The following is a 26,117-nucleotide window of genomic DNA, read 5'->3' as shown; positions in this document are numbered from 1 at the left end:
CCACTCTTCCGATTCCAAACAGGACGACAGTCCAGTGAACCACGGCGTACGGCCGATCTTGCAGGGGGCCTCGGGCGGCGGGGAGGCCGGGAGCGCCGCACGCGGGCTCCGGCGGGCCGGGACCGGGCCGCAGAGGGCCGCCGGCCGGAGGAGGTCCCGGCCGGCGGGAGCCGGCGGCCGGAAGGAGCTGCTCGTCCGGACGGAACCGCCCGCCGGGACGGAGCCGCTCGGCGCGAGAGGGGCCGGCTGCCGGGGCGCCGGTCCTCATCCGAGGGGCAGCAGCATGATCACGTCGTCGCGGTCGTCGCCGGGGGCCACCCGGATCGCGCCGGGGACCCGGCCGACCTCCTTGTACCCGCAGGAGCCGTAGAAGCGCTCCAGGCCGAGGCCGCCCCGGCAGGTGAGGCGGATCGCCTCGACGCCGTCCAGGGTGCGGGCCGCCCGCTCGGCGGCGGCGAGCAGGTCGCGGCCGGCGCCCCGGCCCTGGTGGCGGGGGTGGACCATCACCGTGTAGAGCCACACCCAGTGCGTCATCAGCCGGTGGGTGTTGCGGGTGAGGAAGGCGGCGGCCGCCACCCCGCCCTCCTCGTCGTGGCCGACGAGCAGCCGGGTGGTGCCCTCGGTCATCGCCGCGAAGTGCTTGAGCAGGGCCGGGCGGACGTCCTCCCGCGCGACCGGCGGCAGGAAGCCGACCGCGCCGCCCGCGTTGGAGACGTCCGCCCACAGGTCGAGGAGGCCGTCGCGCAGGTCCGGGGTGACGGCGGGGTCGAACGAGAAAGTAAGTGCCACACAGGCATCGTACCTATTACGTTCGAACGGCGGACGTCCCCCCGGCCAACGTGCGGCGAACCGCGGTCAGAGACGCATCGGCTGCGGCGACTCCCGGCGCAGCGGGTCCGGGCCGCCGTACTCGCGGATGACCTCGTAGCGCGTGTTGCGCTCCACCGGGCGGAAGCCGGCGTCACGGATCAGGTCCAGCAGGTCGTCCCGGGTGAGCTTGTTCGGGGTGCCGTACTGGTCCGCGTCATGGGTGATCTTGTACTCGACGACCGAGCCGTCCATGTCGTCGGCGCCGTGCAGCAGGGCGAGCTGGGCGGTCTGCACGCCGTGCATCACCCAGAACACCTTGACGTGCGGCACGTTGTCGAACAGCAGGCGGGACACCGCGAAGGTCTTCAGGGCCTCGGCCGGGGTGGCCATGGTGGTGCGGGCCTGGAGGGTGTTGCGGACCTTGCCGTCCTGCATGTCGACGAAGTCGTGCTGATAGCGCAGCGGGATGAAGACCTGGAAGCCGCCGGTCTCGTCCTGGAGCTCACGCAGCCGCAGCACGTGGTCGACGCGGTGGCGGGGCTCCTCGATGTGGCCGTAGAGCATGGTGCACGGGGTCTTCAGGCCCTTCTGGTGCGCCAGGCGGTGGATACGGGACCAGTCCTCCCAGTGGGTGCGGTGGTCCACGATGTGCTGCCGGACCTCCCAGTCGAAGATCTCCGCGCCGCCGCCGGTCAGCGACTCCAGGCCGGCGTCGATCAGTTCGTCGAGGATCTCCGAGGCCGACAGCCCGCTGATCGTCTCGAAGTGGTGGATCTCCGTCGCGGTGAACGCCTTCAGCGACACCTCGGGCAGGGCCGCCTTCAGCTCCCGCAGCGAACGCGGGTAGTAGCGCCAGGGGAGGTTCGGGTGCAGGCCGTTGACGATGTGCAGCTCGGTGAGGTTGTCGCCCTCCATCGCCCGGGCGAGCTTGACGGCCTCCTCGATGCGCATCGTGTAGGCGTCCTTCTCGCCGGGCTTGCGCTGGAAGGAGCAGTAGGCGCAGGACGCCGTGCACACGTTGGTCATGTTGAGGTGGCGGTTGACGTTGAAGTGCACGACGTCGCCGTTCTTGCGGGTGCGCACCTCGTGGGCCAGCCCGCCGAGCCAGGCCAGGTCGTCCGACTCGTACAGCGCGATGCCGTCCTCGCGGGACAGCCGCTCACCGGAGCGGACCTTCTCCTCCAGCTCGCGCTTGAGCCCGACGTCCATGCCAATGCCCTTTCTCCGACAGCCCGGCCCACGTTACTCCCCCGCCCGAGGCCCGCGGCCACCCGCACTCCCTCCGCCCCGGCAGGCGGCCGCCCGGGCCGGACCGGGTGCGCGCCCCGGCCGGCGGACGGGCCGGACCGGGGCGCACCGGGCCGCGCCGGGGACACCCGGGGCCGGGCGGCGTGCCCCTGGCCGGGGCGCGCCGGGGCCGGGGGCAAGCCCGGCCGGGAGCAGGCCCGGCCGGGGCGTGCCGGGTGGCTACACCTCCTCGGGCAGCTCGCCCACGCGGTTCTCCCACTTGGTGGAGAGCACGATGGTGGTGCGGGTCCGGGAGACGCCCTTCGTGCCCGACAGCCGCCGGATGATGCGCTCCAGCCCGTCCACGTCGCCCGCCCGCACCTTGAGCATGTACGAGTCGTCGCCGGCGATGAACCAGCAGTCCTCGATCTCGGTGAAGTCCTTCATCCGTCGCGCCACGTCCTCGTGGTCGGTGGCGTCGGACAGCGAGATGCCGATGAGGGCGGTGACGCCGAGGCCGAGGGAGGCGGCGTCGACCGTGGCCCGGTAGCCGGTGATGACGCCGGCCGCCTCCAGCCGGTTGATGCGGTCGGTGACGCTGGGGCCCGACAGGCCGACGAGGCGCCCCAGCTCCGCGTAAGAGGCCCGGCCGTTCTCTCTCAGGGCCTGGATGAGCTGCCTGTCCACCGCGTCCATGCGATCGAAGCCTTCCGAGATTCAAGAGGGACAAAAGAAAGAAAGAGGGACAAAGAGGAGTGGGGGGTTGGTCCGGCGGCCGGTCGCCCGGTGCGGGGCGCCCGCCGGTCAGGAGGGGCGCGCTCCGCCGAGGTCGCCCTCCCAGCGGCGGTAGAGGCCGTGTCGGACGCCCGCCGCGTCCAGCACGCGTCCGGCCACGAAGTCCACCAGGTCCTGGATGTGCGTGGCCCCGGCGTAGAAGGCGGGCGAGGCGGGCACGACGGCGGCGCCGGCGTCGTCGAGGGTGACCAGGTGGCGCAGGGTCTGCCCGTTCAGCGGGGTCTCCCGGACGGCCACGACCAGCGTGCGGCGCTCCTTGAGGGTGACGCTCGCCGCCCGCTGGAGCAGGTCCTTCGACAGGCCGAGCGCGACCCCGGCGACGCAGGCCGTGGAGGCGGGCACGATCAGCATGCCCCGGGTGGGATACGAGCCCGAGGACGGCCCGGCGGCCAGGTCCCCGGCGTTCCAGTACCGCACCGCCGACAGCTCGACGTCGAAGGTGCCGGGCTTGCCGTCGGCCCCGCGGCCCAGCCAGGCGCGCAGGTCGTCCCGCCAGTGCGCGTCCCGGAAGGAGATCCCGGTCTCGTCCAGCAGCGTCAGCCGCGAGGCCCGGCTGACCACCAGGTCGACGCTCTCCCCGGCCTCCAGCAGCGCCCGCAGCACAGCCGCCGCGTAGGGCGTCCCGGACGCCCCGGACACCCCCACGATCCAAGGCCTGCGCTGCGATTCTCCTGCGTTCACCTCTTGAGCGTACCGGTGGGACGGGTGTGGCTCAGGCCGGGGCGTGCGCCCGCGGGTCCACCGGCATGCGCCCGGTGGGGATCGTCGGCCGTCCCCAGGGGGCGTCGGCCTCGACGTCCGGGCCGTACGGAACCAGATCGCGTCCCCGGTGGCCGTCCGGTCCGGGGTTCCACAGCGTGGCCAGGTGCCCCTCGTCGAGCGGGTCCAGGACCAGGTGGTGGGCGGCCCCGCGCCCGGCGTACCGGAGGGGCTTGAGCTCGTGGTCCCGGCGGATGCTCTCGGGGGAGACCACCTCGGCGACGAGCTCGATGAGGTCGACGAGCTCGATGAGGTCGATGAGGTCGATGAGGTCGGCAGGGTACGCACTGCGGTTCGCGGCCTCGGCCCCGGCCCGGGTTCACGGCGAGGCCGGGGCAGAACTCGTCGGAGCCGTCGAAGACGAACGCCGCGCCGCTCACCAGGGCCAGGTCCGAGGGAAACGGGGCGTCGACGATCGCCCACAGCCGCTGAACGGTCTTCCCGTGGAACGGCCTGACCGGGTTCATCACGATGCCGCCTCGACGGTCTCCGTCAGAAAGCCGGGGAACATGTCCGCCGGCCTGCTGGGCCGCGCGTGCAGGCGGTCGGTTCCGGAGACGGTCACGGTGGCCTCCCTCGGGTCCCGTCCTCGATGGCTGGCCGCACCGTATTCAGACGGTCAGCCCCCGGGCCAGCAGGTCCAGCAGTGCGCACCCGAACAGGGCGATGCCGATGAACCCGTTGACGCTGAAGAACGCGCGGTTGAGGCGGGACAGGTCGTGCGGGCGGACGATGCTGTGCTCGTAGAGGAAGGCGCCGGCCACGACGAGCAGCCCCAGCCAGAAGAACGCGCCGGCGTCCGTGACCAGGGCGTACCAGGCGAGCAGGGCCGTCGTGACGGCGTGGCAGGCCCGGGCGCCCCGGATCGCCGCGGGGACGCCGAAGCGGGCCGGCACCGACAGGACCCCGGTCTCGCGGTCGGTCTCGACGTCCTGGCAGGCGTAGATCAGGTCGAAGCCGCCGATCCAGACGCCGACGGCCAGGCCGAGGATCACCGCGTCCCACGACCACTGCCCGGTGATCGCCAGCCAGCCGCCCACCGGGCCCATGGCCTGGGCGAGGCCGAGGATGGCCTGCGGGAAGTTCGTGAACCGCTTCCCGTAGGGGTAGACCACCATCGGGATCACCGCGACCGGCGCGAGCGCCAGGCAGAGCGGGTTCAGCAGGGCGGCCGCCCCGAGGAAGACGACCAGGGCGATCAGGGCGCCGGTCCAGGCGTGCCGCACGGACACCGCCCCGGTCACCAGCTCGCGCTGCGCCGTGCGCGGGTTGCGCGCGTCGATCTCCCGGTCGATGATCCGGTTGACGGCCATCGCGAAGGTGCGCAGGCCGACCATGCAGACGGTGACCAGCAGCAGCTTGCCCCAGTGGATGGTGCGGTCCCACTGGTACATGGCGGTGAGCGCGGCGATGTAGGCGAAGGGCAGCGCGAAGACCGAGTGCTCGATCATCACGAGCCTCAGGAACGCCCGGGTGCGTCCCGGCTGCGGGATCGCGGCGGAGGCGGAGCTCACCGGCGCCACCCCGCAGCGGTGGCGCCGCGGCCCGGAACGCTCGCCCCGTGCCCCGGAGCGTCCGCACCGTAGGCCGGAACCGCCGCGGCGCGTCCCGGAGCGTTTCCACAGTGCCCGGCCCGGTCCCCACAGTGCCCGGGCCGGTTCCCGCCGTGCCCCGGCGCGTCCCCGCCGTACGCGGGAACGTTCCCGCGGCGGCCGGGGCGGGCCGGCTCCGCGCCGCCCCGCGGCATCGTCTCGGCGCCCGTCACAGGCCGTACTCCTTCCAGCGTCGGGTGACCCGCTCGGCGGTCTCCGGGTCCGGCAGGACCATCTCGGGCCAGCCGCCGTCGCGCGTGTAGCCCTCCTCGGGCCACTTCCGGGTCGCGTCGATGCCCGCTTTCCCGCCCCAGAACTGCTGGTAGGAGGCGTGGTCGAGGTGGTCGACGGGTCCTTCCACCACGGTCAGGTCGCGGGCGTAGTCGGTGTTGCCCAGCGCCCGCCAGGCGACCTCGTGCAGGTCGTGGACGTCGCAGTCGGAGTCCACGACCACGATCAGCTTGGTCAGGGACATCATGTGGGCGCCCCACACGGCGTGCATGACCTTCTGGGCGTGCTTGGGGTACTTCTTGTCGATCGAGAGGATCGCGCAGTTGTGGAAGCCGCCCGCCTCGGGCAGGTGGTAGTCCACGATGTCCGGGATGATCACCTTCAGCAGCGGCAGGAAGAACCGCTCGGTGGCGCGGCCCAGCGGGCCGTCCTCCGTCGGCGGCCGGCCGACCACGATGGACTGCAGCAGCGGGCGCCGCCGCATCGTCACGCAGTCGACGGTGAGCGCGGGGAACGGCTCCTGCGGGGTGTAGAAGCCGGTGTGGTCGCCGAACGGCCCCTCCGGCAGCATCTCTCCCGGCTCCAGCCAGCCCTCCAGCACGACCTCCGCCTGCGCGGGCACCTGGAGCGGGACGGTCCTGCAGTCGACCATCTCGATCCGCTTGCCGGCGACGAACCCGGCGAAGAGGTACTCGTCGATGTCGCCGGGCAGCGGGGCCGTGGAGGCGTAGGTGACGGCCGGCGGGCAGCCGAAGGCGATCGCGACCGGCAGCCGCTCGCCCTTGCGGGCGGCGACCTGGTAGTGGTTGCGGCTGTCCTTGTGGATCTGCCAGTGCATCCCGATGGTGCGCCGGTCGTGCCGCTGGAGCCGGTACAGCCCGAGGTTGCGGACACCGGTCTCCGGGTCCCTGGTGTGGGTCAGGCCCAGGTTGAAGAAGGAACCGCCGTCCTGCGGCCAGGTGAACAGCGCCGGGAGCTCGTCCAGGTCCACCTCGTCGCCGCGCAGCACCACCTCCTGCACGGGCGCGCCGTCGGGCTTGACCTTCCTCGGCGGCACGTGCGCCATCGCGCCGAGCTTGCCGAACGCCTCCCGCACTCCGACGAAGCCCTGCGGCAGCTCCGGCTTCAGCAGGCCGCCGATCCGCTCGCTGATCTCGTCGTACGACTTCAGGCCGAGGGACTTCAGCAGCCGCCGGTCGGTACCGAAGACGTTCATCGCGAGGGGCATCGAGGAGCCCTTCACGTTCTCGAAGAGGAGTGCCGGCCCGCCCTGCTTGTTGACCCGGTCGACGATCTCCCCGACTTCCAGGTACGGGTCGACCTCCACCTTGACGCGCTTCAGGTCGCCCTCGCGCTCCAGTGCCCTGAGCAGGGAGCGAAGATCGTCGTAAGCCATGGGGCCCAGTATCCCCGAGCGGCTAACCTGAGGCCGTCACCGGGGCCGGACACGGAGCCCCACCGCGACCCCTGGGGGCTGTACTCCATGCTCAGGCTGCTGATGTACCTCGTGCCGCTGGCACTGACGATCTTCGCGCTGATCGACTGCCTGAACACGCCCGAGGACGAGGCCCGGCATCTGCCGAAGATCGCGTGGGTGTTCATCGTCCTGCTGTTCTGGATCGTCGGCCCGATCGCCTGGCTCGTCACGGGCAAGGTCCGCAACGTCCCGGCGGACGGCCGCACCCCCGCGGAGTGGCACCGCGACCACCGCGCCCGGTACGTCGCCCCCGACGACAACCCCGAGTTCCTCAAGTCCCTCGCCGAGGACAACAAGAAGGACGAGGCCCTGCTGAAGGACTGGGAGGCCGACCTGCGCCGCCGCGAGGAGGAGCTGCGCCGCAGGGAGCGCGGCGAGGAGCCGCAGGGCGACTGAGACGGGCCCGGCCCCGTCGTCGTCGGCGGCGGCCGGGAGCCGTCAGCCCTCCGGGGTACCGGGGTCCCCGGGGGTACCGGAGCCCCCGGGGGGGCCGGCCTGTTCCGCGCGCACGGACAGCCAGATGCGGTCCGGCAGGACCCGGGCCGCCTCGTCCAGGGACACGTCGTCGATGCCCGACAGCCAGCGGCGGGCCGTCGCCACGACGGGGCCGAGGACCAGGGACTCCATCAGGGGCACGGGCAGCGGGGCCACCTCACCGGTCTCGACGTGGTGGCCGATCCACGCGGCGAAGGCCGAGACGCGGGCCTCCTGGGAGTCGCGGAGTTCCGGCGCCTCGGCCATGCCCTGCTGGTCGGCGCGGGCGGAGTGCAGCAGCAGCGCCGCGGCGCGGTGTTCCTCGATGAACGTCAGATAGGCCCGGGTCAGTGCCCCGATGCCCGAGCGGGCGGTCCGGGTCTGCTGCAGCGCTCCGGCCAGCTCCCCCAGCAGGCGTCCCAGCCAGCGCCGCAGGAGCGCGTCGACCAGCCCGTCGATGCTGCCGAAGTGGTGGTAGAGGCTCCCGAGGCTGACCCCGCTGGTCCGGGTGATCGCACTGACGGTGAGGCCCTGATCGCCGGACTCGGCGTACACCCGCAGCGCGGCGTCCAGGAGCAGTTCGGCGGTCGCCTCGCCGCGTTGTTGCTTGGGGCTCATGCGACGAAAGCGTAGGTCATCCTTCCGTTTCTAAAATATTTTTCTAGAAACAGACTCCAGTTTTCGGCTGGAGTGATCCAGACTGGCCGCATGTCGCAGATACCGCAGCAGCCGAAGCCGCCCGGCGCCGGAACACCACCACCGGGCAGCGGTGCGAAGGGCTGCCTGGCCGTCCTCGCGGTGGCCGGGGCGCTCGTCCTCGGGGTCGGCCTGATCCTCCGTGCGAACGACGACGGCGACCGCGGCACCGCGTACCGGCCGGCCGCCACCTCGTCGCCGTACGCCACCTCGTCGCCGTACGTCCCGGACGAGCCGGCCGACTCCTACGGATCGGACGGGTCGGACGACTCCTACGGCTCGGACGGATCGGACGACTCCTACGGCTCGGACGGGTCGGACGGGTCGGACGGCTCCTACGGCTCCGGCTCCGACGCCGCCGCGGAGCCGGAGGAGCCCGACCCCTTCACCACCGGCACCTGTCTCAACGGGCAGCTGCCCGACTCCACGACCGCGCAGAGCGTCGACGTCGAGGAGGTCGACTGCTCGGCCTCCGACGCGCACTACAAGGTGATCCAGACGATCCCGTTCACCTCGGACATGAGCCGCTGCGAGGCCGACACGCGGACCGAGTACGCGTACCACTACCGCTACACGCTGAACGGGACGACCCTCAACGAGTACGTGTACTGCCTGGTCGGCCTGGGGGCCTACGCCCGATGAGCCAGGACCTGACGGGCAGCGGGGCGGAGCCGCCGGAGAGCGGCGGCTGCCTGGCGGCGAACCTGCTCGGCCAGGCCGTCTTCGTGGGCAGCCGCGACGGCTCGGCGTCCCGGAGCCGGTGGACCGGCTCCGGCGGCACCCTGGTCGGCGCCAACGGCGGCTGCCTCGACGTGGGAACGGCCAAGGGCTCCGTGACCACGGCGAGCTGCGCGGGCACGGCCTCGCAGCGCTGGACATCCCGGCACCCGCCCGCCCCGGCCCGGCCTGCGACATCCGGTACCGGCCCCCGCGGTGGGCCCCTGGTCAGCGCGGTGTGGTCCGTATCCGGCCGAGGAGGCGGTCGAAGCGGGTCCGCCAGTTCCGCTCCGTCTCCCCCTCGCCCTGGAACTCGTGGGTGAAGCGCAGCACGCAGGCGGTGTCGCCGTCACGCTCCAGGTGGAAGCGGACACGGCCGCCCTCCTCCAGCGTGTACTCGGCGACCCGGTCCACGTCCCAGGCCGTGACCCGGCCGGTGCCGAGGCCGCGGAGCGCGACCGCGCCGCCCAGCCGGGGCTCCAGGGCGTCGGCCGGCGCGAGCCAGCCCGCCAGCCCCTCGGGGGTGGCCAGGGCGGGCCAGACGCTGTCCATGGGCCTGGGCAGCCGTACCAGGAAGTGCAGGATGTGCGTGTTCCCGTGGGTCTGGCTGGTGCCCTGCTCGATGGATCCGGTCATGACACCAGCGTGACCCCGCGGGACGCGGCACGCACGCCCTCCGGGGTCACGGCGGCCGGGCCGCCGGCCGCTGCGGACCGGGCGGCTCAGAAGCCGACGGCTCGCAGCGCGTCCAGGCCGACGTCGGCGTAGGAGTGCTTGCCGGAGACGAAGATGTTGACGCCGTAGTAGTTGAACAGCCAGCAGCCGAAGGCGATCAGGGCCAGCCAGGCGGCCCTGCGGCCCTTCCAGCCGGCCGTGGCCCGGGCGTGCAGGTACCCGGCGTAGGCGACCCAGGTGATGAAGGACCAGGTCTCCTTGGGGTCCCAGCCCCAGTAGCGGCCCCAGGCGTCGCCGGCCCAGATCGCGCCCGCGATGATCGTGAAGGTCCACAGCGGGAAGACGGCCGCGTTGACCCGGTAGGAGAACTTGTCCAGGGAGGCCGAGGACGGCAGCCGGTCCAGCACGGAGTGGGCGAAGCTGCCCGGCCTGCCACCGGTGGCCAGCTTGTTCTCGTAGGAGTCCTTGAACAGGTAGAGGATCGTGGCGACGGCGCCCAGGTAGAAGACCGCGCCGCACAGGATCGCCGTCGAGACGTGGATGTACAGCCAGTACGAGTGCAGGGCGGGGACCAGCTGGTCGCTGGCGGTGTAGAGGACGGTGACGGCGAGGCCGAGGTCGAGCAGCACCGAGGTGGTCAGGAACAGGCCGATCCAGCGGACGTTCTTCCGCAGGGCCAGCAGCAGCAGGTAGACGCCGACCGCGACGGTGGAGAAGGTGATGTTGAACTCGTACATGTTGCCCCACGGCGCGCGCTCCACCGACAGGGCGCGGGTGAGGACGCCGCCGAACTCCACCAGGAAGGCGAGGGCGGTGAGGGAGACGGCGATCCGGCCGTAGAGGTCGCCCTGCTCGTCGCCGCCGTGCGCGCCGGGTCCGTCGGGCACGTCGCGGGAGCCCGCCGCGGCCCGCACGGTGACCCGCGGCCGCTCCAGCACCGCGGTGCCGCCGCCCGCCGAGTTCACCGTGACCGCGGGCGCGCCGGCCCGCTGCCCGGCGTCGCGGGGGGTGAGCGCGGCGGCGGTACGGCCGACCCTGCTGCGGCTGCCGAAGAGCCATTCGGCGATGTACGCGAAGAAGGCCAGGGTGTAGACGGCCATCGAGGAGTAGATCAGCGTGTTGCTGATGTTCGCGAGGTTCTCGTTGGTCGCGGCGGCCAGATCGCTCGCGGCGGCGAAAGTCACGGCTTGTCAGCCCCTTCGGCAGGTACGGCTGGGGGGTCGGGGGTGAGGGAGGCGGCGTCGCCCCCGGGCTTCGGGGCGCTCCCGGAGTCGGGGGCGCTGTCCGGGTCGGGGGCGCCCGGTGCCCGCTCGTACAGGGCGGCCGCGAGGTCGCCGAGTTCCTCGGGCAGCCTGGTGGACTCGCTGCGGCCGAGGCCGGCCATCTCCACCACGGTGACCCCGTCGTCGCCGGGGACGGCCCGCACCCAGACGCGGCGGCGCTGGATGAACAGGGAGCCCGCGAGGCCCGCGATCGCGGCGACGGCACCGGTCAGCGCCCAGCCGCCACCCGGCTCCTGCACGATCTGGAAGCCCGCCCACTCCCGGGTCTCCTTCTCGTACGTGATCGAGCCGGCGCCGTTCGGGAGCTGGAGGGTGTCGCCGGGACGCAGCTGCTTCTTCAGCAGGTTGCCGTCGGCGTCCTTGAACTCCTTCATGTGCGTCTTGTCCAGCTGGTACACGTTCTTCGGGATGCCGGAGTTCACGCCGAGGTCGCCGTGGTAGGCGTTCACCGCCATCATCGGGCTGATCAGCGCCGGGAACCGGGACACCATCGTGCCCTCGCTGTACGTGGGCAGGAACCAGATCTGGAAGCCGAGCTGCTCGCCCGTGCCCTGCGCGTTCCGGTAGCCGTCCAGGACGCGGACCACGCCGGAGGAGGTGACGTTGCCGTCCTGCGGGAGCAGCGGCACGGCGTCCTGGAAGACGATCTCGCCCTTGCCGTCGCGGACGGTCATGACCGGCGCGTAGCCGTGGCTGACCAGGTAGGCCTTGGCGTCGCCGATCCGGAGCGGCTCGTTGACCTCGACGGTGGTCTTCCGCTCCTCGCCGTCGGCGCCCTCGCTGTAGGTGAGGTCGGCCTCGTAGGTGCGGGGGGTGCCTCGGTTGGGGCCGGTCGGCTCGTAGGTGCCGGTGAAGCGGTCGAGGGTGAAGCTGAACGGCTCCAGGTCGTCGTTCCGGAAGAGGCTGCCGGACTTGAAGTCGTCGTACTGGGAGAGCGTGTTGGAGAACCCGTCGCCCTCGACGACCAGTTTGTTGCCCTCGGACTTGAACAGCTGGCCCCAGGCGAAGGCGACCAGCATCACGATCAGGGCGAGGTGGAAGACGAGGTTGCCGGCCTCGCGCAGATAGCCCTTCTCCGCGGCCACGGCGTCGCCGCTGAGGTGGGCGCGGAAGCGGCGCCGCCTCAGCAGGGCGAGTGCGGCCCCGCGGACCTCCTCGGGTGCGGCGGCGGTGCGCCACGTGGTGTGGGCGGGCAGCCGGGTCAGGCGGCGGGGCGCCCCCGGCGGGCGGCCGCGGAGCTGGCCGGTGAACTGCCAGGTGCGCGGGACGATGCAGCCGATGAGGGAGACGAACAGCAGGATGTAGATCGCGGAGAACCACACCGAGCTGTAGACGTGGAAGAGGCCGAGCCGGTCGTAGACGGGGGCGAGGGTGCCGTGCCGCTGCCGGAAGTCATCGACCTGGGTGATGTCGTTGCCGGTCTGCGGGATCAGTGAACCGGGGATCGCGGCGAGGGAGAGCAGCAGGAGCAGCAGCAGCGCCACCCGCATGGAGGTCAGCTGGCGCCAGAACCAGCGGACCCAGCCGGTCACGCCGAGGGCGGGCAGGCTCGGGGCCTCCTCCTGCGGCGCGGTGGACAGCTGGGTGCCGGCGGCGCCGAGGTCCTGGTCCTCGGGGGCGCTGGGCGTCGTCTTGGTCATGGATCAGATCCCCACCGTGAAGCCGTCGGACCAGTTCTGCATCTCCCGCACGAGACTGTCCCACGCCCCGGTCAGCAGCAGCACACCGGTGAGGATCATCATGGTGCCGCCGATGCGCAGCACCCACACGTAGTGCCGCTTGACCCAGCCGAACGCGCCGAGGGCCTTGCGGAAGGCGACCGCGGCCAGCACGAAGGGGATGCCGAGCCCCAGGCAGTAGGCGATGGTCAGGACGGCGCCGCGGCCGGCGCTGGCCTGCTCCATGGCGAGGGTCTGCACGGAGGCGAGGGTGGGGCCGATGCAGGGCGTCCAGCCGATGCCGAACAGCGCGCCGAGCAGCGGGGCGCCGGCCAGTCCGGCCGCGGGCCGCCGGTGGAACCGGAACTCGCGCTGGGTGAGCCAGGGCATCAGGCCCATGAAGAACACGCCCATGAGGATCATGAGCACGCCGAGCACCTTGGACAGGACGGCCTGGTGCTCGCGCAGGGTGTAGCCGAAGAAGCCGAACAGGGCGCCGCCGGAGACGAACACGACCGTGAAGCCGAGCACGAACAGCGAGGCGCCCGCCACCATCCGGCCGCGGCGGGCCTCGGCGAGGTCGGTGCCGCTGACGCCGGTGACGTAGGAGAGGTAGCCGGGGACGAGCGGCAGGACGCAGGGGGAGAAGAAGGAGACGAGACCGCCGAGGACCGCGAGCGGCAGCGCCAGCAGCAGGGCGCCGTGCAGGACGGTGGAGTTCGGGTCGGTGGCCGCGGCCAGGGAGGACAGCGCGGTCACGTCACTTCTCCGCGAGGACCGGGTCGATCATCTCGCGCAGCTTGCTCTCGCTCAGCGGCTGGAGCGCGCGGGCGGCGATCCCGCCCTCGCGGTCGATGACGAGGGTGGAGGGCACGAGCTGCGGGTTGAGGGTGCCCTTCTTGAAGCGGAGCAGCAGCTTGCCGGTCGGGTCGTACAGGCTGGGGTAGGTGATCCCCCACTCCTTCTCGAAGGCGACGGCGGGGACGGTGCTGGTGTCCCGGGTGTTGATGCCGACGAACTCGACGCCCTGGTCCTTGACGTCCTGGTAGACCTTCTGGAAGTTCTTCGCCTCGACCCGGCAGGGGCCGCACCAGGAGCCCCACACGTTCAGGACGAGGACCTTGCCGCGGTAGTCGCCGGTGCTGAGCCGCTTGCCGTCGAGGGTCTCGCCGTCGAGCACGGGCGCGGCACTCCGGTCGTCCTCGGCGGCGGTGGCGATGCCGTCGTCGCCGGTGACGAAGTTGGTGCCGCCGCCGCCTCCGGAGGTGCCCTGGGAGGTGCACGCGGACAGCGCCAGCGCGGTGACGACGGCACCGGCGGCGAGCAGGGTGGTACGGCTGGCGGCACTCATGTGAAAAGTTTCGCATGCCCGTTCTGCGGATCTTTCCCACCCCCCTCGCAGGTACGAAGCCCCATGTCAGGGCCGGTTCCGGGGGATTCCGGGAGGGTTCCGGGGGGTTCCGGGGGGTTCCGGACAGGTCCGCCCGCACCCGTCACCCGCCCGTCACCACGTCCGTCGCGGCGTCGGTCGCGGCGTGCGTCGCGGCGTCGGTCGCGGCGCGCGTCACGGCGTCGGTCACGGCGTCGGTCACAGCGCCCGTCACCAAGTCCGTCGCGGCGTGCGTCGCGGCGTCGGTCGCGGCGTGCGCGCGGCGACCGTGACGGCGCCCGCACGCCGACCGGGACGGCGTCCGTACCGCGTCTCGCGCGGCTGTCCGTACCGCGGCCCTCGCGGCGTCCGCGGCCGGTGCGGCACCCCTGCGGTCACAGGGCCTTCCAGCCTCCCGCGGGGGCCTGCCCCACACCCAGGGTGCGCAGCTTGCCGAGGACCTCGGGCCGCTGCACGTCCAGCCACTCCGTGAACTGCCGGAAGGACACCAGCCGGATGTCACCGCCCTTGTCCCGCTCGCGCGCCATGTGGACGAGCGCCTCCTCGACGGCGTCCATGTAGATCCCGCCGTTCCACTGCTCGAAGTGGTTGCCGATGAAGAAGGGCGCCCGATTCGTCTTGTATGCCCGCTTGAAGCCGGATATGTAGGCCTGGGCCGCCTGCTCGCGCCAGGCCGGGTGGTGGTGGGCCGGGGCGTTGGTGGAGTTCAGCGACTGGTTGGCGAGCATGTTGTAGTCCATCGAGAGGACCTCGAAGCTGCGGCCGGGGAAGGGTATCTGCTGCAGCGGCAGGTCCCAGACGCCCTGCTTCTTCACCGGCCACACCTGCAGGCCGCCCGGGGACGAGGCGTCGTAGCGCCAGCCGAGCTCGCGGGCGACGGGCAGCAGGTTGTCCTGGCCGAGCAGGCAGGGCGTGCGGCCGCCGACGAGTTCCTTGTCGTAGTCGAAGGGCAGCGGCGGCTCCTCGCTCCAGCCGGTGTTGGTGCGCCACTCCTTCACGAAGGCCTTCGCCTGGTCGATCTCGCTGCGCCACTGCCGGGGCGTCCAGTGGGCGACGGAGCCGTGCCCGTCGCCGCAGAAGTGCCCGTTGAAGTGGGTGCCTATCTCGTGGCCCTCCCGCCAGGCGCGGCGCAGCCCGGCCAGCGTCATCCGGATGTGCTCGTCGGTGAGGTAGCCGATGTCGGAGGCGCCGCGCCGGTTGTTGGGCGGGTCGTACAGGCGCTGCTTCGACTCGGGGAGCAGGTACAGCCCGGAGAGGAAGAACGTCATCGACGCGCCGTGCTTCTCGGCGAGGTCCAGGAACCGGGGGAACAGGCCGTTGCCGACCTCGCCCGCGCCGTCCCAGGAGAACACGACGAACTGCGGCGGCTTCTCGCCGGGCTCCAGCGGCACGGGGCGCTCGGGCTGACGGGGCTGCCGCCCGGTGAACGCGGTGGAGCCGTCACCGAGCGGGCGGACGGTGGGGGACGGCGAGCCCGGGGACCGGGAGGAGGAGTTCTTCCCGCCCCCGGCCGCGGCGCCGGAACCGGGGGTACGGCCCGTCCCGTCGGAGGAGGCGGAGGGGCCGCATCCGGCGAGTCCGACGGCGGCGGCCCCCGCGCCGAGTCCGAGTGCTCCCCTTCGGCTGACCGTTCGGCTGACCGTTCGGCTGACCGTTCGGGTGACCGTTCGGGTGACAGAGCGCATGGCGCCCCCCAGTTCGTCGCGTTCTCTCGTGGTCACCCGGGAAGAGGCCGCGGCGAACGGGGAGGTTCCGCCGTTTTGTGGCGATTCCGTAACGGGGCGAATCGCCCCCACCACGGGCCACCCGCGCCTCCCGGGGGCACCTCGACGCGCCCCCGGAGGGCGAAGCCCCCCGCGACCGAGCCCCGTACGCCCGAGCCCGGTACGACCGAGCCCCGTACACCCGAGGCCCGTACGCCCGAGGCCCGAAGGGGCACGCCTTCGGGAACGCCCCTGTGGGACTACGCCCCGAACGCCTTGTCCTGACCCTTGACCGGCTTGGCGCCGGCCCGCAGGTGCGCGGGGACCAGGTCCAGGGCGGGCTCGGTGTAGCCGACGGAGACGATCCGGTCGCCGTCGTAGGTGAAGGACGTCAGCGAGGCGAGCGTGCACTGGCGGCGGCGCGGGTCGTGCCAGAGCCGGCGCCGCTCGACGTGGGAGCGGACGATCCAGATCGGCAGCTGATGGCTCACCAGCACCGCCTCGTGCCCGCGGGCGGCGTCCCGGGCGGCGTCCAGCGCGTCCGTCATCCGCGCCACCTGGTCGGTGTACGGCTCACCCCAGGACGGCCGGAACGGGTTGACGAGGTGCTTCCAGTTGGCGGGCTTCTTCAGCGCGCCGTCACCGACGCCGAAGGTCTTGCCCTGGAAGACGTTCTCCGCCTCGATCAGCCGGTCGTCGGTGGCGAGGTCGAGCCCGTGCGCCTTCGCGATCGGCGTCGCGGTCTCCTGCGCCCGCTCCAGCGGGGAGGAGCAGACGTACCTCACGTCCCGCCCGGCGAGGTGCTCGGCGACCCGGTCGGCCATCCGCCGGCCCAGTTCGGACAGGTGGTAGCCGGGCAGCCGGCCGTACAGCACGCCGTCCGGGTTGGCGACCTCGCCGTGCCGCATCAGGTGTACGACGGTGATGTCCCGTCCGCTCATCGGCTGCTCCCCGCGCCTCGTCCGCTCGTTCCCCCCGCTCATGCGCCCGCCTCCGCCGGGTTCGCCTCGGCGGCGGCGCGGGCCGCCGCCGGGAGGGCGTCGGCGACCCGCTGCAGGGCGCGCTCGTCGTGCGCGGTGGACACGAACCAGGACTCGAAGGAGGACGGCGGCAGGTAGACGCCCTGCGCGAGCATCGAGTGGAAGAACGCGTTGAAGCGGAAGGACTCCTGCCGCTTGGCGTCCTCGTAGTCGCGCACCTCGCGGTCGGTGAAGAACACCGAGAACATGTTGGACGCGGTCTGCAGCCGGTGGGCGACGCCCTCCTTGGCGAGCGCGTCGGTGACCAGCGTCCGGACCTGCTCCGACACCGCGTTCACGGTGTCGTAGGCGGCGTCGTCCAGCAGGCGCAGCTGGGCGAGCCCGGCGGCGGTGGCGACGGGGTTCCCGGAGAGGGTGCCGGCCTGGTAGACGGGCCCGGCCGGGGCGAGGTGGGCCATCACGTCGGCACGGCCGCCGAAGGCCGCGGCGGGGAAGCCGCCGCCCATCACCTTGCCGAAGGTCATCAGGTCGGGAGCCACGCCCTCGACCCCGTACCAGCCGGCGCGGCTGGTACGGAAGCCGGTCATCACCTCGTCGGAGATGAACAGCGCGCCGTTCTTGGCGCAGGCGTCCTTGAGCCCCTGGTTGAAGCCGGGCCGCGGCGGGACGACGCCCATGTTGCCCGGGGCGGCCTCGGTGATGACACAGGCGATCTCGCCGGGGTGCCGGTGGAAGGCCTCCTGCACCGCTTCCAGGTCGTTGTACGGCAGCACGATCGTGTCGCCGGCCTGGGCGCCGGTGACGCCGGGGGTGTCCGGGAGGGCGAACGTGGCGACGCCGGACCCGGCCGCGGCCAGCAGCGAGTCGACGTGGCCGTGGTAGCAGCCGGCGAACTTGACCACCTTGGCGCGGCGGGTGAAGCCGCGGGCCAGCCGGATCGCCGACATGGTGGCCTCGGTGCCGCTGGAGACCAGCCGGACCTGCTCCAGCGGCGCGATGCGCGCGACCATCTCCTCGGCGAGGGCGACCTCGCCCTCGCCGGGCGTGCCGAAGGAGGTGCCGCGGGCGACGGCCTCCTGCACGGCGGCGACGACCCGGGGGTGGGAGTGGCCGAGGATCATCGGCCCCCAGGAGCAGACCAGGTCCACGTACTCGCGCCCGTCGGCGTCCGTGAGGTACGGGCCGGTGCCGGACACCATGAACCGGGGCGTGCCGCCCACCGCCCGGAAGGCGCGCACCGGGGAGTTCACCCCGCCCGGGGTGACGGCCGCCGCACGGTCGAACAGCTCCTGCGAGACGGGTGCTTCGTATGCATATGGCAGTTCGCTCATGACCTGCGACTTCTCCGACTTCTCGGACTCCGGTGGGCAGTGACCTGTTCAGGGTAGGCCGCGGCGGACGGCGATCGATCCCGCACCGCCCGGACGAGCATCTGCGAGACTGAGAGCTGACACACACACGTCATTCGGGCGACGGCGGTCAGGGGCTGCGAAGATCCTGCGGACAGGAGTTCCCACCGCACGTTTCGGCGGGCGGCCGTGGGGGAGGTCACTGACACGATGATCGGGTTGCGCGGCGGGGTCCTCGCGTCCTAGAAAAGCAGTCGGGTGGAGATATGCATCGCGGTGGCGGGCTGGGCGAGGGGACTGACGACCTGGGTCCTCGACGTGCCAGGCGGGGAAAGCACCGACGCGACGCGGAAGAGACGGGCGAGGCGCACCGGGCCCAGGCCGGGCCGGGTGAGCCGGAGGCGGCCGAGCGGCGGCGGGACCGCCGGGCGGAGCCCCTCGGGGCCGGGAGCAGGAATGGTGGTCGGGTGGGGGTGACGTACAAGTACTTCGGCGCGCCGGACGGCGCCACAGCGGCCCGCGTCCCGATCTCGATGCGGCCCGAGGAGCTGGGCGGCGACGAGCTCGGCATGAACGGCATGTTCACCAAGATCAAGCCGGAGACGATGGCCGCGATGGTCCTGACCGGCATCGAGGGCGTCCCGCTCCACAAGGTCCCCCCGCTCGAACTCGTCGTCCTGCACCCCGACTACGCCGTCGTCCGGCTCCCGATGACCGTCGTGGACCCGCTCCGCGACATCGGCGAGGAGGCCGTGGGCGCGGCCGCCTTCATCTGGTCCACCGTGCCCGACCGCGGCGGCCCCCGGGACGCCTTCGACGTCTACCAGCTCCTCCACGAGTGGCAGGACTTCTCCCACCGCCTCCACGAGGCCGGGCACCAGCCCTACTGCCTGGTCTGGCCGTGACCTGAGCGGTCCCCGCAGCCCGTCGCGGCGGGCCCGCTGTGCCGGGACGCCTTCCGGAGGGGAGACGCCTTCCGGAGGGGAACGGCCGCCCCGCACCAGGGCCGGGGCCGCCCTGCCGCACGGGTGGCTTTGCCACACTGGTCGGGTGGCCCCGACACTTCTGCTCGCCGAGGACGACCGTGCGATCCGGCACGCCCTGGAACGCGCCCTGACCCTGGAGGGGTACCGGGTGACCGCCGTCGCCGACGGGGTCGAAGCCCTCGCCGAGACCCACCGCACCCCGCCCGACGTGCTCGTCCTGGACGTGATGATGCCCGGCAAGGACGGGCTCCAGGTCTGCCGCGAGCTGCGCGCCGAGGGCGACCGCACGCCCGTCCTCATGCTGACCGCGCTGGTGGAGACCGCCGACCGGGTCGCCGGCCTGGACGCCGGAGCGGACGACTACGTCGTCAAGCCCTTCGACGTGGAGGAGGTCTTCGCCCGGCTGCGCGCCCTGCTGCGCCGCACCGGCCCCACCGCCGCCGCCCCCGCCCGGCCCTCCGCACCCGCCCCCGGCACCCTGGAGGCGGCCGGCGTACGGGTGGATGCGCAGGCCCGGCGGGCCTGGCGTGGCGACCGCGAACTGGAGCTGACCCGCACCGAGTTCGAGCTCCTCGAACTCCTCGCCCGGCACGCCGGCACGGTCCTGGACCACGCCACCATCTACGACCGCATCTGGGGCTACGACTTCGGCCCCGGCTCCAAGAACCTCGCCGTGTACGTCGGCTACCTGCGCCGCAAGCTGGACGAGCCCGGCGCGGCCCCGCTGATCCACACGGTGCGCGGGGTGGGCTACGTCCTGCGGGAGGGCTGAGTGGCCGGCGGCCGCCGGTGGCGGCTGGTGTCGCTGCGCACCACCTTCGCGCTGTCGTTCGCCGCGGTGACCGCGGGTGTCACCGTGCTCGTCGGCATCCTGTCGTACAGCGCCGCGGCCCGCCTGGTGCGGGTGGACCAGCAGACCGTGTTCGACGAGGTGGTGCAGGACGTACGGGCCGAGGTGCGGCGCGACCCGATGAACCCGGCCGACTTCTCCTCGGCCCCCGGCCACGACCTGGTGCGCCCGGCCCGCACCGACGTGCAGGTCCTCGGACCCGACGGGTCCGTCTTCGACGAGGGCAGCCCGGGCCTCCCGGTCGCCGGGGACGACGTACGGATCGCGGGTGCCGCCACGGCCGGAGGCCTGGTGGTGCACCGGGACGTCGGCGTCGGCGGCGACGTGTACCGGGTGGCCACCGTCGCCCTCGGCGGCGGCCGGGGCGCGGTACAGGTCGGGCAGCAGTTCAGCGACACCGAGGACCTGCTGCGGGTGCTGCAGCGGCGCACCCTGGGCACGGTCGGCGCCGTCGTGCTCGGCGCGGGCCTGTTCGGCTGGTGGCTGGCCTGGCGGATCACCCGGCGGCTGGTGGTGCTCACCTCCGCCGCCGAGGCCGTCGCCCGCACCCGCCGGCTCGGCATCCAGGTCCCGGTGTCCGGCCACGACGAGGTGGGGCGGCTCGGCCGCGCCTTCGACCGCATGCTGGGCCGCCTCGCCCAGTCGGAGGAGGACCAGCGGCGGCTGGTCCAGGACGCCGGGCACGAGCTGCGCACGCCGCTGACCTCCCTGCGGACGAACATCTCGCTGCTGAAGCGGATGGACGAGCTGCCCGACCGCGCCCGGGAGGAACTGGTCGCCGACCTCGCGGAGGAGGCACGGGAGCTGACCGACCTCGTCAATGAGCTGGTCGACCTGGCCGCCGGCCAGTCCGACAGCGAGCCGCCCCAGCGGGTGGACCTCACCGAGGTGGCCGAGGAGGTCGCCGCGCAGGCCCGGCGGCGCACCGGCCGGGAGATCACGGTCCGCACCGACGGCCCGACCGTCACCCAGGGCCGCGCCGGTCTGCTGACCCGGGCGGTGTCCAACCTCGTCGAGAACGCGGCGAAGTTCGACCCCGGCGGAACCGGCGCCATCGAGATCCGGGTGAGCGGCGGACCGGGCGCACCCGTGCGGGTGGAGGTGCTCGACCGGGGACCGGGCATCACCGAGGACGACCTCGCCCGCGTCTTCGACCGCTTCTACCGGGCGGCCGACGCACGTGCCCTCCCCGGCTCGGGCCTCGGCCTGTCCATCGTCCGCGAGATCGCCCTCGCACACGGCGGGTCCCCCTTCGCCCGCTCCCGCCCCGGCGGCGGCACCGTCATCGGCTTCACCCTCCGCCCCACACCCGCCGGCCCCGCGCGCCCCCCGCACCCTCCCCGCTGAGCCCCGGAGCCCCGCGGACACGTCCGGTGTGCGGAGGATCCGGGCCGGCCGGCCCGGTCCGGACCCGCTCCTCCCCCGGGAACACCTCTCCGGCCGTGGCCCCGTTCCCCCGTTTCCCCGCGTGCGGGGGAGCCCCCCGGGGCGTCAGGGGACCAGGACGAGGCGGCCGCGGAGTGCGCCTCAGCGCTACGGCGCCGGCCCGGACGGGCCCTGACGCGCCGCCGCGGCGGGCCCGCCGCGGCGGAGAGACCGTCAGAAGTAGTACGTGTCCCCGGTGTCCAGCACCAGCACCCGCTGCCGGTCGTTGGCCCGGTTCCGGTCCACCGCGCCCCCGCCCCACACCGTGTCCAGCTCCAGCAGCGCCTCCGACGGCCCGCCGCGCAGTCGCACCGACAGCTCCGTCCGCTCCCTCGGGCCGTCGGCGGGCAGCGCGCCCGTCCGGCACACCACCGCCTGCGCCCCGTACCGCGCGCAGCCCTGCGGCAGCTCCTGCCGGTCGGCGAGCGGGGCCGACCACCGCAGCCGTACGGTCGCGTCGGCCACCGCGTCGGGCCCGTGGTTGCGCGCGGCGAACCGCACCCGCATCCGCCCGTCGGCCATCACCGCGAACCCGTGGTACGCCAGGTCCGCCTCCGGCCCCACCGCCCGATCCGGCCCGGCCACCGCCACCGCCACCGCCGGAGCGACGGCGGCCGCCGCCCCGGGCTCACCGGTCCCGTCGACCGCCCCGGCCGCTCCCGTGGTTCCGGCGAACGCCAGCACCGCACCGCACACCCACAGCCCCCGTGCCGCCCTGCGCATGCCCCTCACCAGCCCTCCAGACCTCGCCGGGACCGCTCGGTACGCGCCCGGCACGCACCGCTATGCATCCCACGCCCCGGCCCCGTGCAGGCGCCGTCCATCAGGTGACAGGCACCGTCCGGCGGGGGACGCGGGCCCGGCGTGCCAGGCTGGGGGCATGCTGATCGCCCGTTCCGCCGCCCTGTTCGTCGCGGCCGCCGTGCTGGAGATCGGCGGCGCCTGGCTGATCTGGCAGGGCCTGCGCGAGCACCGCGGGCCGCTCTGGATCACCGGCGGGGTCCTCGCCCTGGGCGCCTACGGGTTCGCCGCCGCCTTCCAGCCGGAGGCGCACTTCGGCCGGGTCCTCGCCGCGTACGGCGGGATCTTCGTGGCCGGTTCCCTGCTGTGGGGCGTGGTCGCCGACGGCTTCCGGCCCGACCGCTGGGACGTGACCGGCGCGCTGGTCTGCCTGGCCGGGATGGCCGTGATCATGTGGGCCCCGCGGGGCGGCTGACCGCGCGGCGCCGGACCACGCGACGGCCGGCCGCGGGACCGCCGGTGGCGGGGCGGCCGGGCGCGGGGCGGCGCCGGGCTCCGCCTATCCTGGCAGGAGCCCGAGCACCCCTAGCACCCCGAGCACCCCGAGCACACGGTCCCAGCCCCAGGAGCAGCCCCATGGCCACCGCCGCCCCGTCCACCGCCGCCCGCATCGCCGTGGTCACCGGGGCGAGCAGCGGGATCGGCGCCGCCACCGCGCGGCGGCTCGCCGAGGCCGGCTACCGCGTCGTGCTGACGGCGCGCCGCAAGGACCGTGTCGAGGCGCTCGCCGAGGAGATCGTCGCGGCGGGCGGTTCGGCGACGGCGTACCCGCTGGACGTGACGGACCGGGCGGCGGTCGACGAGTTCGCCACGGCGTTCCGGACGATCGGCGTGCTGGTCAACAACGCCGGCGGAGCGCTCGGCGCCGACCCGGTCGCCACCGGCGACCCGGCGCACTGGCGCGCGATGTACGAGACGAACGTCATCGGCACCCTGAACCTCACCCAGGCCCTGCTGCCCAAGCTGGAGGCGAGCGGCGACGGCACGGTGGTCGTGGTGTCCTCCACGGCGGGCCTCGCCACCTACGAGGGCGGCGCGGGCTACGTCGCCGCCAAGCACGGCGAGCACGTCCTCGCCGAGACGCTCCGGCTGGAGATCGTGGGCCGGCCGGTCCGGGTGATCGAGGTCGCACCGGGCATGGTGAAGACCGACGAGTTCGCGCTGACCCGGTTCGGCGGCGACACGGAGAAGGCGGAGAAGGTCTACGCGGGTGTGGCGCAGCCCCTCACCGCCGACGACGTCGCCGACACGATCAGCTGGGCCGTGACCCGCCCCAGCCACGTCAACATCGACCTGCTGGTGGTCCGCCCGCGCGCCCAGGCCTCCAACACCAAGGTGCACCGGGAGCAGGGGTGACCGGGACCACGCCCGGCCCCGAGCCCGAGCCCGGCCCCGCGCCGGGCCCGGCGGCCGGCTCCGCCCCGGACCCCGGGCCGCGTCCCGCGGCCGGTCCCGAGTCCCCGGAACACCTCCGGGCCCGCCAGGCGCGGGAGAAGCGCGACGAGCGCCAGATGTGGATGTGGCTCGCCTACTTCCTCTTCGGCATCCACGTCGTGGCGCTCGTCATGATCTACGCGGTCCGGCACGCGAAGTAGCGGCCCCGGCCGTGCACCCGGCACCCCGCGCACCGGCAGAGACCGGCGGACACCGGCGGACACCGGCGGACACCGGCAAACTGCGGCAGACGGCGGCGGACACCGGCAGACGGCGGCAGCGCAGACGGCGGGCTGCCGGTGCCGCCCGGCCGTCGTCTCACCCCTTCACACAGACGACCTGCTTCAACTTGGCGACCACCTCGACGAGGTCCCGCTGCTGGTCGATGACCTGCTCGATGGGCTTGTAGGCGCCGGGGATCTCGTCCACGACGCCGGAGTCCTTGCGGCACTCCACGCCCCGCGTCTGGTCCTCCAGGTCCCGGGTCGAGAACCGCCGCTTGGCCGCGTTGCGGCTCATGCGCCGGCCGGCGCCGTGCGAGGCGGAGTTGAAGGACTTCTCGTTGCCGAGGCCCTTCACGATGTAGGAGCCGGTGCCCATCGAGCCCGGGATGATGCCGTACTCGCCCGCCCGCGCGCTGATGGCGCCCTTGCGGGTGACGAGCAGGTCCATGTCCTCGTAGCGTTCGCGGCTCACGTAGTTGTGGTGGCAGCTCACCTCGGGCTCGAAGGTCACCCGGGCCTTCCTGAACTCCTTGCGGACCACGTCCTGCAGAAGCGCCATCATCAGCGTCCGGTTGTACCTGGCGTACTGCTGGGCCCAGTACAGGTCGTGCTCGTAGGCGGCCATCTGCGGGGTGTCCGCGACGAACACGGCGAGGTCGCGGTCGACGAGGCCCTGGTTGTGGGGCAGTTCCCGGGCCGTGGCGATGTGGTGCTCGGCGAGCTCCTTGCCGATGTTCCGGGACCCGGAGTGCAGCATCAGCCAGACGGACTGCTCGCTGTCGACGCAGACCTCCACGAAGTGGTTGCCGCCGCCGAGCGTCCCCATCTGCTTCAGGGCGCGGTCCTGGCGGAACCTGACCGCCTCGGCGACCCCGTCGAACCGCCCCCAGAAGTCGTCCCAGCCGGCGGTGGCCAGGCCGTGGAAGCCTCCCGGGCCGACCGGGCTGTCGTGCATGCCCCGCCCGACCGGGATGGCCTGCTCGATCCTCGACCGCAGCCGCGACAGGTCACCGGGCAGGTCGTTCGCGGTGAGGGAGGTCCGGACCGCGGACATGCCGCACCCGATGTCCACACCCACCGCGGCCGGGCAGACCGCCCCGCGCATCGCGATGACGGACCCGACCGTCGCGCCCTTGCCGTAGTGGACGTCCGGCATCACGGCGAGCCCCTCGATCCACGGCAGCGTGGCCACGTTCCGCAGCTGCTGCATGGCGACGTCCTCGACCGTCGCGGGATCGGCCCACATCCGGATGGGCACCTCGGCCCCGGGCACCTCGACGTACGACATATCGTCCTCATTCCCCCGTGAGACAACAGAAGTCATCAATCGCAAAACCGACGCCAAGGTCAATGAAAGGGACAGGGGACCGGCGTTCACAGCAGTGCGTGCGATACACATTGTCTGCGGGTCGCACCCCCGCGCGGCAACCGAATAAGCAGCCCGGCCATCGGTCCGGCCATCGGTCCGGCCATCGGTCCGGGCAGCAGTCCGGGCAGCAGTCCGGACGTCGGCGCAGTCGCCGACGCGCCGGCGGGCCCGCCCGCCGGCACACCGGCCGGCACGCCGTCGAAGGAGAGAGAGGAGCCCCACCGTGCAGCGGAAGGCCTTCGTACCCGGCACCGTCGCCCTCGTCGCGGCGCTGCTGGCCGGCTGCACCGGCGGCTCCGACCGTGCCGCGACCGCGGACGGCTCCAACCCGGAGGACTCCGGCGCCGGCGCGGCGACCGCCGAACCGGGCCGCTACCGCACGCTCCCCGAGGCCTGCGCCGCGGTCGGCCCGGACACCCTGGACGCCCTCCTGCCCGGCCTGCGCGAGATCGCCGACGAGTCCCGGCGCGAGCAGGCCTACGAGGGTGAGGCCACGCTCACCTACGACACGGACCGCAAGGTCGGCTGCCGCTGGAAGGTGGAGTCCGCGGCGGCCACGGACCATCTGCTGGTCGACTTCGAGCGCGTGGTGTCCTACGACGCTGCGGTCAGCGACGACAGCGAGGCCGAGACCCTCTTCGCCGGCAAGGTCCTCGACGCGGACCTGCCCGAACCGGCCGACTCCGGCTCCCCCGCGTCCGACACCACGCCCTCCGGGTCCACGACCCCCTCTGCCCCGCCCCCCGCGTCGCCCTCGTCGTCTTCGTCGTCTTCGTCGTCTTCGTCGTCTTCATCTTCTTCGTCCTCCGCTTCGTCCTCCTCTTCCCCGGCGGCCGCGTCGCGGACGGGGGCCGCCGGGGGCGGAGCGGGCAGCGCCGAAGGGTCCCCGGGCAGCGGCACGGCGGACCCGGCCCCGTCCGGCACACCCGCCGACGTCCGGCCCCGCCTCCTCGACGGGCTCGGCGACGAGGCGTTCCTCGACGACGAACTGCGCAACTCCGGCTCGACAGCCAAGCGCCGCACCGTCACTGTGGCGTTCCGCACGTCGAACGTCATCGTGACCATCGAGTACGAGGAGCAGCCGGCGACGCTGGGAGGCGTGCCCGACAGCAAGGAAATGCAGGACAGGGCACGGAAGCTGGCCTCCCGGCTCGCCGACTCGCTGTCGGGGTAGCCCTCTTGCACGGCGGGACCACGCCCCCGGACAGAGGA

General features: G+C 73.1%; 27 protein-coding genes. 9 read left to right on the top strand and 18 right to left on the bottom strand.

Going from position 1 to position 26,117, the window contains the following annotated elements:
* Positions 1-264 precede the first annotated feature (264 nt).
* The 7 genes from AC5K6T_RS00245 to AC5K6T_RS00215 form a co-directional block, all read right to left on the bottom strand.
* Positions 265-789, bottom strand: a complete 525-nt coding sequence (locus tag AC5K6T_RS00245; RefSeq protein WP_493204711.1) for a GNAT family N-acetyltransferase — start codon at positions 787-789, stop codon at positions 265-267.
* Between the two features lie 66 nt (positions 790-855).
* Complete coding sequence (mqnE, locus tag AC5K6T_RS00240) at positions 856-2,019, bottom strand: aminofutalosine synthase MqnE (RefSeq protein WP_493204710.1); 1,164 nt, start codon at positions 2,017-2,019, stop codon at positions 856-858.
* 258 nt (positions 2,020-2,277) lie between these two features.
* Positions 2,278-2,733 carry an Lrp/AsnC family transcriptional regulator gene (locus AC5K6T_RS00235; protein ID WP_493204709.1) on the bottom strand — a complete coding sequence of 152 codons (456 nt, stop codon included), beginning with the start codon at positions 2,731-2,733 and terminating at the stop codon, positions 2,278-2,280.
* A gap of 108 nt (positions 2,734-2,841) precedes the next feature.
* On the bottom strand, positions 2,842-3,513 hold the full coding sequence (locus tag AC5K6T_RS00230; protein ID WP_493204708.1) for a UbiX family flavin prenyltransferase: 672 nt from the start codon (positions 3,511-3,513) through the stop codon (positions 2,842-2,844).
* A 31-nt stretch (positions 3,514-3,544) separates the two neighbouring features.
* The gene (locus AC5K6T_RS00225; RefSeq protein ID WP_493204707.1) at positions 3,545-3,805 is read right to left on the bottom strand and encodes a hypothetical protein; all 261 of its coding nucleotides are present in this window, start codon (positions 3,803-3,805) and stop codon (positions 3,545-3,547) included.
* A gap of 397 nt (positions 3,806-4,202) precedes the next feature.
* Positions 4,203-5,105, bottom strand: coding sequence for a menaquinone biosynthesis prenyltransferase MqnP (mqnP, locus tag AC5K6T_RS00220; RefSeq protein WP_493204706.1), 903 nt, complete (start codon positions 5,103-5,105; stop codon positions 4,203-4,205).
* Between the two features lie 247 nt (positions 5,106-5,352).
* Complete coding sequence (locus tag AC5K6T_RS00215) at positions 5,353-6,810, bottom strand: menaquinone biosynthesis decarboxylase (RefSeq protein ID WP_493204705.1); 1,458 nt, start codon at positions 6,808-6,810, stop codon at positions 5,353-5,355.
* A gap of 87 nt (positions 6,811-6,897) precedes the next feature.
* Between AC5K6T_RS00215 and AC5K6T_RS00210 the strand changes: the two genes are divergently transcribed.
* Entirely contained in the window at positions 6,898-7,287 is a 390-nt protein-coding gene (locus tag AC5K6T_RS00210) for a PLD nuclease N-terminal domain-containing protein (protein WP_493204704.1), read from the top strand.
* A 42-nt stretch (positions 7,288-7,329) separates the two neighbouring features.
* Here AC5K6T_RS00210 and AC5K6T_RS00205 read toward each other — a convergent pair whose 3' ends face one another.
* Positions 7,330-7,983, bottom strand: a complete 654-nt coding sequence (locus AC5K6T_RS00205; protein ID WP_493204703.1) for a TetR/AcrR family transcriptional regulator — start codon at positions 7,981-7,983, stop codon at positions 7,330-7,332.
* A gap of 90 nt (positions 7,984-8,073) precedes the next feature.
* Between AC5K6T_RS00205 and AC5K6T_RS00200 the strand changes: the two genes are divergently transcribed.
* A complete protein-coding gene (locus AC5K6T_RS00200; protein WP_493204702.1) occupies positions 8,074-8,703 on the top strand; it encodes an LppU/SCO3897 family protein in 630 nt (209 codons plus the stop codon).
* A gap of 303 nt (positions 8,704-9,006) precedes the next feature.
* On the opposite strand, the gene AC5K6T_RS00195 is transcribed toward AC5K6T_RS00200, so the two are convergent.
* The 8 genes from AC5K6T_RS00195 to hemL form a co-directional block, all read right to left on the bottom strand.
* Positions 9,007-9,414 carry an SRPBCC family protein gene (locus AC5K6T_RS00195; RefSeq protein WP_493204701.1) on the bottom strand — a complete coding sequence of 136 codons (408 nt, stop codon included), beginning with the start codon at positions 9,412-9,414 and terminating at the stop codon, positions 9,007-9,009.
* 86 nt (positions 9,415-9,500) lie between these two features.
* Positions 9,501-10,637, bottom strand: a complete 1,137-nt coding sequence (ccsB, locus tag AC5K6T_RS00190) for a c-type cytochrome biogenesis protein CcsB (protein ID WP_493204700.1) — start codon at positions 10,635-10,637, stop codon at positions 9,501-9,503.
* Positions 10,634-12,376, bottom strand: coding sequence for a cytochrome c biogenesis protein ResB (gene resB, locus AC5K6T_RS00185; protein WP_493204699.1), 1,743 nt, complete (start codon positions 12,374-12,376; stop codon positions 10,634-10,636). Before resB ends, ccsB begins: the two co-directional genes overlap by 4 nt.
* Positions 12,377-12,379: 3 nt before the next feature.
* Positions 12,380-13,153 carry a cytochrome c biogenesis CcdA family protein gene (locus AC5K6T_RS00180; RefSeq protein WP_493204698.1) on the bottom strand — a complete coding sequence of 258 codons (774 nt, stop codon included), beginning with the start codon at positions 13,151-13,153 and terminating at the stop codon, positions 12,380-12,382.
* A 1-nt stretch (position 13,154) separates the two neighbouring features.
* Positions 13,155-13,745 (bottom strand): TlpA family protein disulfide reductase, encoded by a 591-nt coding sequence (locus tag AC5K6T_RS00175; RefSeq protein ID WP_493204697.1) that lies wholly within the window; start codon positions 13,743-13,745, stop codon positions 13,155-13,157.
* Between the two features lie 413 nt (positions 13,746-14,158).
* Complete coding sequence (locus AC5K6T_RS00170) at positions 14,159-15,469, bottom strand: polysaccharide deacetylase family protein (RefSeq protein WP_493204696.1); 1,311 nt, start codon at positions 15,467-15,469, stop codon at positions 14,159-14,161.
* Between the two features lie 278 nt (positions 15,470-15,747).
* Positions 15,748-16,428 carry a histidine phosphatase family protein gene (locus tag AC5K6T_RS00165; RefSeq protein ID WP_493204695.1) on the bottom strand — a complete coding sequence of 227 codons (681 nt, stop codon included), beginning with the start codon at positions 16,426-16,428 and terminating at the stop codon, positions 15,748-15,750.
* A 38-nt stretch (positions 16,429-16,466) separates the two neighbouring features.
* On the bottom strand, positions 16,467-17,798 hold the full coding sequence (hemL, locus tag AC5K6T_RS00160) for a glutamate-1-semialdehyde 2,1-aminomutase (protein ID WP_493204694.1): 1,332 nt from the start codon (positions 17,796-17,798) through the stop codon (positions 16,467-16,469).
* 284 nt (positions 17,799-18,082) lie between these two features.
* Between hemL and AC5K6T_RS00155 the strand changes: the two genes are divergently transcribed.
* The 3 genes from AC5K6T_RS00155 to AC5K6T_RS00145 all read left to right on the top strand — a co-directional run bounded on the left by AC5K6T_RS00155 (position 18,083) and on the right by AC5K6T_RS00145 (position 20,999).
* On the top strand, positions 18,083-18,721 hold the full coding sequence (locus AC5K6T_RS00155) for a hypothetical protein (RefSeq protein WP_493204693.1): 639 nt from the start codon (positions 18,083-18,085) through the stop codon (positions 18,719-18,721).
* A 145-nt stretch (positions 18,722-18,866) separates the two neighbouring features.
* Positions 18,867-19,574: a response regulator transcription factor gene (locus AC5K6T_RS00150; protein ID WP_493204692.1), complete on the top strand. Its 708-nt coding sequence runs from the start codon at positions 18,867-18,869 to the stop codon at positions 19,572-19,574.
* Positions 19,575-20,999 carry an ATP-binding protein gene (locus tag AC5K6T_RS00145; RefSeq protein WP_493204691.1) on the top strand — a complete coding sequence of 475 codons (1,425 nt, stop codon included), beginning with the start codon at positions 19,575-19,577 and terminating at the stop codon, positions 20,997-20,999.
* 252 nt (positions 21,000-21,251) lie between these two features.
* On the opposite strand, the gene AC5K6T_RS00140 is transcribed toward AC5K6T_RS00145, so the two are convergent.
* On the bottom strand, positions 21,252-21,800 hold the full coding sequence (locus AC5K6T_RS00140) for a hypothetical protein (RefSeq protein WP_493204690.1): 549 nt from the start codon (positions 21,798-21,800) through the stop codon (positions 21,252-21,254).
* Between the two features lie 157 nt (positions 21,801-21,957).
* On the opposite strand from AC5K6T_RS00140, the gene AC5K6T_RS00135 reads away from it, so the two are divergent.
* The 3 genes from AC5K6T_RS00135 (at position 21,958) to AC5K6T_RS00125 (ending at position 23,473) form a co-directional block, all read left to right on the top strand.
* Positions 21,958-22,293: a YnfA family protein gene (locus AC5K6T_RS00135; protein ID WP_493204689.1), complete on the top strand. Its 336-nt coding sequence runs from the start codon at positions 21,958-21,960 to the stop codon at positions 22,291-22,293.
* 161 nt (positions 22,294-22,454) lie between these two features.
* The gene (locus AC5K6T_RS00130) at positions 22,455-23,234 is read left to right on the top strand and encodes an SDR family NAD(P)-dependent oxidoreductase (RefSeq protein ID WP_493204688.1); all 780 of its coding nucleotides are present in this window, start codon (positions 22,455-22,457) and stop codon (positions 23,232-23,234) included.
* Entirely contained in the window at positions 23,231-23,473 is a 243-nt protein-coding gene (locus AC5K6T_RS00125; RefSeq protein WP_493204687.1) for a hypothetical protein, read from the top strand. The genes AC5K6T_RS00130 and AC5K6T_RS00125 overlap by 4 nt, the downstream gene beginning before the upstream one ends.
* Positions 23,474-23,630: 157 nt before the next feature.
* Here the strand turns inward: AC5K6T_RS00125 and AC5K6T_RS00120 are convergent, their stop codons facing one another.
* Entirely contained in the window at positions 23,631-24,824 is a 1,194-nt protein-coding gene (locus AC5K6T_RS00120; RefSeq protein ID WP_493204686.1) for an RtcB family protein, read from the bottom strand.
* A gap of 304 nt (positions 24,825-25,128) precedes the next feature.
* Here AC5K6T_RS00120 and AC5K6T_RS00115 point away from each other — a divergent pair, with 304 nt between their 5' ends.
* A complete protein-coding gene (locus AC5K6T_RS00115; protein ID WP_493204685.1) occupies positions 25,129-26,079 on the top strand; it encodes a DUF3558 domain-containing protein in 951 nt (316 codons plus the stop codon).
* Positions 26,080-26,117: the final 38 nt, after the last annotated feature.

The sequence above is a fragment of the Streptomyces sp. B8-7 genome (assembly GCF_058833805.1).
This window is presented reverse-complemented; position numbering and strand designations above follow the sequence as displayed.

Coding starts and splice junctions, on each gene's coding strand:
- hemL (WP_493204694.1), bottom strand. CDS start 17,798: ATGAGCGAACTGCCATATGCATACGAAGCACCCGTCTCGCAGGAGCTG.
- AC5K6T_RS00140 (WP_493204690.1), bottom strand. CDS start 21,800: ATGCGCAGGGCGGCACGGGGGCTGTGGGTGTGCGGTGCGGTGCTGGCG.
- AC5K6T_RS00170 (WP_493204696.1), bottom strand. CDS start 15,469: ATGCGCTCTGTCACCCGAACGGTCACCCGAACGGTCAGCCGAACGGTC.
- AC5K6T_RS00210 (WP_493204704.1), top strand. CDS start 6,898: ATGCTCAGGCTGCTGATGTACCTCGTGCCGCTGGCACTGACGATCTTC.
- AC5K6T_RS00235 (WP_493204709.1), bottom strand. CDS start 2,733: ATGGACGCGGTGGACAGGCAGCTCATCCAGGCCCTGAGAGAGAACGGC.
- AC5K6T_RS00205 (WP_493204703.1), bottom strand. CDS start 7,983: ATGAGCCCCAAGCAACAACGCGGCGAGGCGACCGCCGAACTGCTCCTG.
- AC5K6T_RS00120 (WP_493204686.1), bottom strand. CDS start 24,824: ATGTCGTACGTCGAGGTGCCCGGGGCCGAGGTGCCCATCCGGATGTGG.
- AC5K6T_RS00200 (WP_493204702.1), top strand. CDS start 8,074: ATGTCGCAGATACCGCAGCAGCCGAAGCCGCCCGGCGCCGGAACACCA.
- AC5K6T_RS00155 (WP_493204693.1), top strand. CDS start 18,083: ATGCATCGCGGTGGCGGGCTGGGCGAGGGGACTGACGACCTGGGTCCT.
- AC5K6T_RS00135 (WP_493204689.1), top strand. CDS start 21,958: ATGCTGATCGCCCGTTCCGCCGCCCTGTTCGTCGCGGCCGCCGTGCTG.
- AC5K6T_RS00165 (WP_493204695.1), bottom strand. CDS start 16,428: ATGAGCGGACGGGACATCACCGTCGTACACCTGATGCGGCACGGCGAG.
- mqnE (WP_493204710.1), bottom strand. CDS start 2,019: ATGGACGTCGGGCTCAAGCGCGAGCTGGAGGAGAAGGTCCGCTCCGGT.
- AC5K6T_RS00195 (WP_493204701.1), bottom strand. CDS start 9,414: ATGACCGGATCCATCGAGCAGGGCACCAGCCAGACCCACGGGAACACG.
- AC5K6T_RS00175 (WP_493204697.1), bottom strand. CDS start 13,745: ATGAGTGCCGCCAGCCGTACCACCCTGCTCGCCGCCGGTGCCGTCGTC.
- AC5K6T_RS00215 (WP_493204705.1), bottom strand. CDS start 6,810: ATGGCTTACGACGATCTTCGCTCCCTGCTCAGGGCACTGGAGCGCGAG.
- resB (WP_493204699.1), bottom strand. CDS start 12,376: ATGACCAAGACGACGCCCAGCGCCCCCGAGGACCAGGACCTCGGCGCC.
- AC5K6T_RS00130 (WP_493204688.1), top strand. CDS start 22,455: ATGGCCACCGCCGCCCCGTCCACCGCCGCCCGCATCGCCGTGGTCACC.